Source organism: Halorubrum sp. SD626R (genome assembly GCF_001261915.1).
GTDB lineage: Archaea > Halobacteriota > Halobacteria > Halobacteriales > Haloferacaceae > Halorubrum.
In genome coordinates this window covers 22181-28669 of record NZ_CVRT01000087.1, presented here as the reverse complement: position 1 = coordinate 28669, position 6489 = coordinate 22181, and the positions used below count along the sequence as shown (strand labels likewise).

Sequence of the window (6489 nt, the reverse complement as noted above, 5' to 3'; positions counted from 1 at the left end):
AAGTCGCAGCCCGCGCAGCGAACGCAGTGAGCGAGCAGGACCGTCTTCCGGCGGTTCTGTGCCGTCGGGTGGGAATCAAAGGGGCAGCCGCGAGGGCGAAGCACGGCGACGGTAGCACCACAGCGAACGAAGTGAGCGAGGAGCGCACCGAGCCGCGCGAGTCCTCGCGGCTGGGGCTTTGGAAGTGTTCACGGTCGGGGAGCCGATAGCGTGTGACCCAGCGGCTAATGTTTTGGAGGTGACTGCAGTCGATCCGCGTTCAGCTATGCAGACACAATACTCGTCTGCATCTCCTCGGTATTGAACGCGCTCCCCGCCCCGGCTTCATTGAGAACGATCACGCCGGCGCTGGATCCGGTGATCGCCTCGAACTCCTCGATCGCTTTGTCGGCCGCCGCCTGCGCGCCGAGCCCGTCTTCGAGATACCCGACGGCCCGCCGCGAGAGCGTGACGCGCGCGATGTCCTCGCCGGCCCCCGTCGCGCTCGCCCCGCCGGCCTCGGTGCAGAAGAAGCCGGAGCCGACCTGCGGCACGTCGCCGACCCGGCCCGCGAGCGCGAACGACCGGCCGCCCGTGGAGGTCGCCGCCGCGAACCGCTCGCCGTCCGAGGCCACCGCGCCGACCGTGTCGTGGTCGGGCGCGCGGCCCGAGTCGTCTCCGCCCGCTCCGCCGTTGTTCAACCCGCCGCCGGCCCGATCGCTTCCCGACCCGAACCGCGTCGCGAGCCAGTCGAGGTGCTCGCGCGGCCCGCCCCGCGGAGGGTCCTCGCTCTCGTACCGCTCGCGGGTCGCGTCGGTGAGCAGGTCGACGCCCGTCTCGACGCCGAACTCGTCGGCGAGGTCGACCGCGTGCTCGCCGGAGACGAAGACGTGGGGCGTCTCCGAGTGCACGACGCGGGCGACGCTCGCGGCGCGTTCGACGCCCGGCATCGAGCAGGCCGCGCCGACCTCTCGGTCGGAGGTCATCACGCCCGCGTCGGTGCGGACGACGCCGTCGGACTGGACCGCGCCGCCGACGCCGGCGTTGAATCGCGGGCTCGATTCGAGGGGCTCGAGCGCCGCCTCGACCGCGTCGAGGGGCGTCTCGGCGTCGGCGCCGCGCTCGGCCGCCCGGTCGAGCGTCTCCTGTCTCGGCGCCGGCGCGTCCGGAGCACCGCCGGCGCCGCCGTGGACGACGACGCGCATCGAGGGTCGCTGTGACATACGCGAGGGTTCCGCGGCGGGCGGATAAGTCTCCGGAAAACGGCGGGTGATGACGCCGAACGCAGAGCAATCTCCGCGGCCGACTCCCGGTCCGGCGCCGCAAGAACTATTCCCGCCGCTCGGGGAGTCGCACCCATCGTGGACGAGCATCGGGGACGCGCCGCCACAAGCAACTCGGAGTCCCGCGTCGGGGGAGGTCCGACGGACGAGAGATCGATCAGCCGCCGCCTCCGGAACGCGGTCGGAGCCCGCGTCGGGATCGACCGTCGCGCGCTCGGGGCGTTCCGGATCGCGCTCGGCGTCGCCCTCCTCGTCGACCTCGCGCTGCGCGCCCGGAACCTGACGGCCTTCTACACCGACGCCGGCGCGCTTCCGCGCTCGGCGCTCGCGGAGGCGTACCCGCTCGCCGCCCGCCTCTCGCTACACGCGCTCTCCGGGGCGACGTGGCCCGTCGCGGCGCTGTTCCTCGTCGCCGGCGTCGCCGCCGTCGCGCTCGCGATCGGTCACCGGACCCGGCTCGCGGCCGCGGTCTCGCTCGTCCTGCTCGCCTCGCTGCAGGCGCGGAACCCGTTCGTGCTCAACGCGGGCGACAAGCTGCTCGTGCACCTGCTCGCGGCGGGGCTGTTCTGCCCGCTCGGCGCGCGCTGGTCAGTCGACTCCGTCCGCCGCAGGGCTTCGCCCGGAGAAGGGGAAAGCGCGAGCGAGGGGCCGGGGAACGAGCGCTTCGTCGGTCCGGCGTCCGCGCTCCCGTTGGCCGTCGTCGTGGTGGTCTACGTCGCCAACGCGGTCGAGAAGCTCAGGGGGACGGCGTGGACCGGCGGTGAGGCGGTCGGACGGGTGTTCCGGCTCACGTACCTCCACGGCCCGGTCGGCGGGCTGCTGCCCGAGGCGCCGGGACTGCTCGCGGCCGCCACCTACGGCTGGCTCGCGCTGCTCGTCGCGTCGCCGCTGCTCGTCGCGTCCGCGGGTCGGGTCAGAGCGGCCCTCGCCGGGACCCTGTTCGCCGCGCACTGCTCGATGGCGTTCACGCTCCAGCTCGGCGTCTTCCCGCTGATATCGGCGGCCGCCCTGCTCCCCTTCTTCCCGTCGTTCGTCTGGGACCGCGTCGAGGGGGTCGTCGGACCGACCGGCGCGCGGCTCCGCGGGTACGTGGAATCGACGCCCGCGGGCGACCCGCGACACGAAGGGCCGGGAGATCGATCGACGCGCGACATTCCGGGTCGAGCAGTCCGCGACCGCGCCGTTCCCGCCGTCGCCGCCGTCCTCCTCGTCTCGCTGCTCGCGTGGAACGGGATGGCGGTCGGCCTCGTCGACGCGCCCGAGCCCGTGGCGGCGACGGCGGACCCGACCGAGTACGGCTGGGACATGTTCGCGCCGGACCCGAGCTCGGTCGACGCGCGCCTCCTGGCGACGGCGACGACCGCCGACGGCGACGCGGTCGACGCGCTGTACGGCGACCCCGTCGCGGTCGACCGGCCGCCGTCGGACGCGCGGGCGTACCCCACCGCGCGCTGGCGGAAGTACCTCACCCTGCTGGCGGGCGACGGGGCGCCCGCCCGCGTCGATCCGCTCCTCGCGTACCTCTGTGACCGGTCGGCGGGGACTGCGGGCGAGGCGGTCGCGTCGGTGACCGTCGAGACGGTCGAAACCGACGTCACGGAAGGCGGAGAGACCCGGGTCCGAGAGCTCGGGACGCGGGCGTGTCGGTCGGGGTGAGGTCCGGAACGAGGGGTCGCGCTCGGGACGGCCCATCGGCGACTGACCACTTATGGCTCCGCGCCTCGAATCGACGGTCGTGACGGACTGCGAGCGAACGCACCCGCCGACGTCGGTGCTCCTCCCGACGGTGCGCTGGACCGAGGCGTGCTCCGAGGTGGCCGCCCAGCTCGACGGGAGAGACGAGCTGCTGGTGATCTGTGACACCGACGACGACCCGGTGGCCGAGCGGCGGGGCGGCGAGGACGGCTCCGAGAGGGACGACGATGGCGGCACCGAGGGAGAGCGCGAGGAACTCCCTGACGGCGTCCGCGTCGTCCTCGCGGGGGAGCCGGAGGGCTGTTCCGGGAAGGCGAACGCGATCGCGGTCGGCATGGAGGCGGCCGAACGCGACCGGATCGTCTGGACCGACGACGACTTCAGACACCCGCCCGGGTGGCTCGCGGAACTCAACGCCGACTACGACCGACGGGGGCCGACCACGGAGGTCCCCGTGTTCGTCGGGGCCGACCCGCTCGGCCGGTTCTTCGAGCCGGCGTACGTTATCGGCGGGACGCTACCGGTCTCCCGCGGCGAGATCGCGTGGGGCGGCGCGGTCGTCTTCGAGCGCGACGACCTCGGTGACGGGGAGGCGGCGTTCCTCCGGGACCTCCGCCGGACCGTCAGCGACGACGGGACGCTCGCCGAACACCTCGACGTGAGTGCCGCCGACCGGACCCGGACCGTCGCCGCGGGCGGGTCGCCGCGGAAGTCGCTGGAGCGGTTCGTCCGCTTCTTCCAGATCACGCGACGCCACGCGCCGCTGGTGACCGCGGTCAACGTCTGCCTCTCGGTCGGGCTCGCGTCGCTGTGTCTGCTCGCGCCGGTCGCGGGCGTGGCGCTCGTCACGGCACTCGCGGGGGCGGCGTACGCGCGGTTCGGGGTCAGGCGGGCGACGTTCCTGCTCGCCGGGCCGTCGGTGATCGTCTCGCCGGGATTCCTCGCGTACGCGCTCGCGCGCCGGACGTTCGTCTGGGGCGGCCGGCGGTACCGGTGGCGCTCGATGTTCGACGTGGACGTGGAGTCGAACTGAGTCCGAAAACCGGCAAAGCCTGCGAGCGCGCCGCTCCCGCCGAAAACGGCAGGCACTTTAATGGGCCACAAGAATCCAGGGACGTTCATGAGCTACGACAAGGTCGACGTCCCCGACGACGGCGAGGCGATCACGCTCGCCGACGAGGAGACCGGCGAGCTGAACGTCCCGTCGAATCCCGTCATCCCGATCATCCACGGCGACGGGATCGGCACCGACGTCGGACCGGCGGCACAGCAGGTCCTCGACGCGGCCGCCGAGGCGACGGGTCGCTCCATCGCGTGGATGCGCGTCTACGCGGGCGCCAGCGCCCGCGAGATGTACGGGGAGAACCTCCCCGACGACACCGTCTCGGCCATCCGCGATCACCGCGTCGCGATCAAGGGCCCGCTCACCACCCCCGTCGGCGCCGGCTTCCGCTCGCTGAACGTCGCGCTCCGGAAGACGCTCGACCTGTTCGCGAACGTCCGCCCCACCTACTACATCGACGGCGTCCCCTCGCCAGTCAAGAACCCGGCGGAGATGGACATGGTCACGTTCCGGGAGAACACCGAGGACGTCTACGCCGGCATCGAGTGGGAGGCCGGCACCGACGAGGTCGAGGAAGTCCGCGACTTCCTCGAAGACGACATGGACGTGGCCGACGTCATCCACGACGGCCCCGTCGGCATCGGCGTCAAACCCATCTCCGAGTTCGGCTCGAAGCGCCTCGTCCGCGAGGCGATCGACTACGCGCTCGCGAACGACCGCGACTCGGTCACGCTCGTTCACAAGGGTAACATTATGAAGTTCACCGAGGGCGCCTTCCGCGACTGGGGCTACGAGGTCGCCGAGGAGGAGTACGGCGACGACGTCATCACCGAGGACCAGCTCTGGGAGGACCACGACGGCGAGCGCCCTGAGGGCACCCTCGTCGTTAAGGACCGCATCGCGGACAACATGCTCCAGCAGCTGCTGACCCGCACCGACGAGTACTCCGTCATCGCGACGATGAACCTCAACGGCGACTACATGTCCGACGCCGCCGGCGCGCAGATCGGCGGCCTCGGCATCGCGCCGGGAATTAACCGCGGCCACGGCCGCTGTCTCGCCGAGCCCGTCCACGGCTCCGCGCCCAAGTACGCCGGCGAGGACAAGGTGAACCCCACCGCGATGATCCTCTCCGGACGCGAGATGCTCGACTACCTCGGCTGGTCCGACGCCGCCGACCTCGTGCGCGAGGCCGTCGAGGAGACCATCTCGTCCGGGAAGGTCACCTACGACCTCCACCGCCAGATCGAGGGCGGCGAGAAGCTCGCGACCAGCGAGTTCGCCGACGCCGTCGTCGAGAACATCGAAAAGCTCGCCTAGACGAGCTTTTCGAGCGCCCGGAAATCGGGGATTTCCGGGAACATTCACGGACTCGCGTAAACGCCGCTCTCCGTCTCGCTTCGGTTTTATTCCGTCCTGCTCCGACACCGAGCGACAGCGCCGGAAGAGTAGCGCCGAGAGATCACCGGCCGGACTCGTAGAACTCCTCGCGGTAGACGCGCCCGAAGGCGTTCCGGCGGAGGGTGCTGGCGGCCGCGTCGGGCTCGTCTTGGAACGTCGCCGCGATCACGGTGTCGGCGAAGGGGATCGGGTGCCAGACGAGGTTGTCGACGTTGTCGGAGCCGATCCGGACGACGTCCTCGTCGTCGAACTCGCTGTCCGCGAGCCACGCGTCGAACTCGGCCTCGTCGCCGACGTGGACCGCGAGCAGCTCGGCGAAGGTGGCGTCGCGGGCGGTCCGGACCACTTCCGGGGTGACGCGCTCGTCGTACTCGTCGGCGCCGAACTCCATCGCCTTCGTCGCCTCGCGGACGACGACCTGCGCGACCGGCCCGACCTCCTCGTAGCGTTCGAGCGCGTCGGCGCGGGTCTCCGGAGCGAACGTCCCTCTGGTGTGCATACCCCGCGTTCGTCGCCGACCGGAAAGGGCGTTCCGTTACGCGGACGGGTCGGCGTCGGTGGCGTCGTCGGCGGCGTTGCCGGCGGCGCCTTCCGCGTCGTCGGTATCGTCGCCCTCGCCGTCCTCCTCGAACATCTCCCGCGTCAGCTCGCGTGCCTCGCGCAGCGCGGCCTCGGTCTCCGGGTCGGTCGCGCCCGACTGGTCGACGCCGCCGGCCGCGCCGTGGGCTTCGGGAGCGCCGTGCCCGGCCCCGTGACCGTGTCCCGCGTGGTCGTGGTCCCCGAGGTCGACGTCGGGGCGCCCGCGGTCGACGGTGTCCTCGAACACTTCGTGGTACTCGGCGTCGTCGGCGTGGGGCGTCACCTCGGCCGCGAGTCCGTCGGGGTCGCGGTCGCCCCAGTCGGGGACGCGCTCGTCGAGCCACGCCTCGTGGTCGCCGCCGTGGAGCATCGCCGTGAACGCGAGGTGATGCGCGAGGTGTTCGCCGTCGCGCTGGGGGGTCTCGCAGACGGGGCACGCGTATCCCATGTATGTGTCCGGGTTCGCTCGTGAGCCGTAAATCGGCGTCG

The 6489-nt window shown here is 72.0% G+C and carries 6 protein-coding genes; 3 read left to right on the top strand and 3 right to left on the bottom strand.

Annotation, left to right across the window (positions count from 1 at the left end; all coding sequences use genetic code 11):
• Positions 1 to 263 precede the first annotated feature (263 nt).
• The gene (locus tag SD626R_RS09570) at positions 264 to 1184 is read right to left on the bottom strand and encodes an isoaspartyl peptidase/L-asparaginase (protein ID WP_092566048.1); all 921 of its coding nucleotides are present in this window, start codon (positions 1182 to 1184) and stop codon (positions 264 to 266) included.
• A gap of 156 nt (positions 1185 to 1340) precedes the next feature.
• On the opposite strand from SD626R_RS09570, the gene SD626R_RS09565 reads away from it, so the two are divergent.
• The 3 genes from SD626R_RS09565 to icd all read left to right on the top strand — a co-directional run bounded on the left by SD626R_RS09565 (position 1341) and on the right by icd (position 5340).
• Positions 1341 to 2918 (top strand): HTTM domain-containing protein, encoded by a 1578-nt coding sequence (locus tag SD626R_RS09565; protein WP_137782518.1) that lies wholly within the window; start codon positions 1341 to 1343, stop codon positions 2916 to 2918.
• A gap of 79 nt (positions 2919 to 2997) precedes the next feature.
• A complete protein-coding gene (locus tag SD626R_RS09560; RefSeq protein ID WP_394324701.1) occupies positions 2998 to 3990 on the top strand; it encodes a glycosyltransferase family 2 protein in 993 nt (330 codons plus the stop codon).
• Between the two features lie 87 nt (positions 3991 to 4077).
• A complete protein-coding gene (gene icd, locus SD626R_RS09555) occupies positions 4078 to 5340 on the top strand; it encodes an isocitrate dehydrogenase (NADP(+)) (protein WP_092566042.1) in 1263 nt (420 codons plus the stop codon).
• 142 nt (positions 5341 to 5482) lie between these two features.
• Here the strand turns inward: icd and SD626R_RS09550 are convergent, their stop codons facing one another.
• Positions 5483 to 5920 (bottom strand): DUF5809 family protein, encoded by a 438-nt coding sequence (locus tag SD626R_RS09550; protein WP_092566040.1) that lies wholly within the window; start codon positions 5918 to 5920, stop codon positions 5483 to 5485.
• Positions 5921 to 5956: 36 nt separating this feature from the next.
• The gene (locus SD626R_RS09545) at positions 5957 to 6448 is read right to left on the bottom strand and encodes a DUF5810 domain-containing protein (protein WP_092566038.1); all 492 of its coding nucleotides are present in this window, start codon (positions 6446 to 6448) and stop codon (positions 5957 to 5959) included.
• Positions 6449 to 6489: the final 41 nt, after the last annotated feature.

Coding starts and splice junctions, on each gene's coding strand:
- SD626R_RS09545 (WP_092566038.1), bottom strand. CDS start 6,448: ATGGGATACGCGTGCCCCGTCTGCGAGACCCCCCAGCGCGACGGCGAA.
- icd (WP_092566042.1), top strand. CDS start 4,078: ATGAGCTACGACAAGGTCGACGTCCCCGACGACGGCGAGGCGATCACG.
- SD626R_RS09570 (WP_092566048.1), bottom strand. CDS start 1,184: ATGCGCGTCGTCGTCCACGGCGGCGCCGGCGGTGCTCCGGACGCGCCG.
- SD626R_RS09550 (WP_092566040.1), bottom strand. CDS start 5,920: ATGCACACCAGAGGGACGTTCGCTCCGGAGACCCGCGCCGACGCGCTC.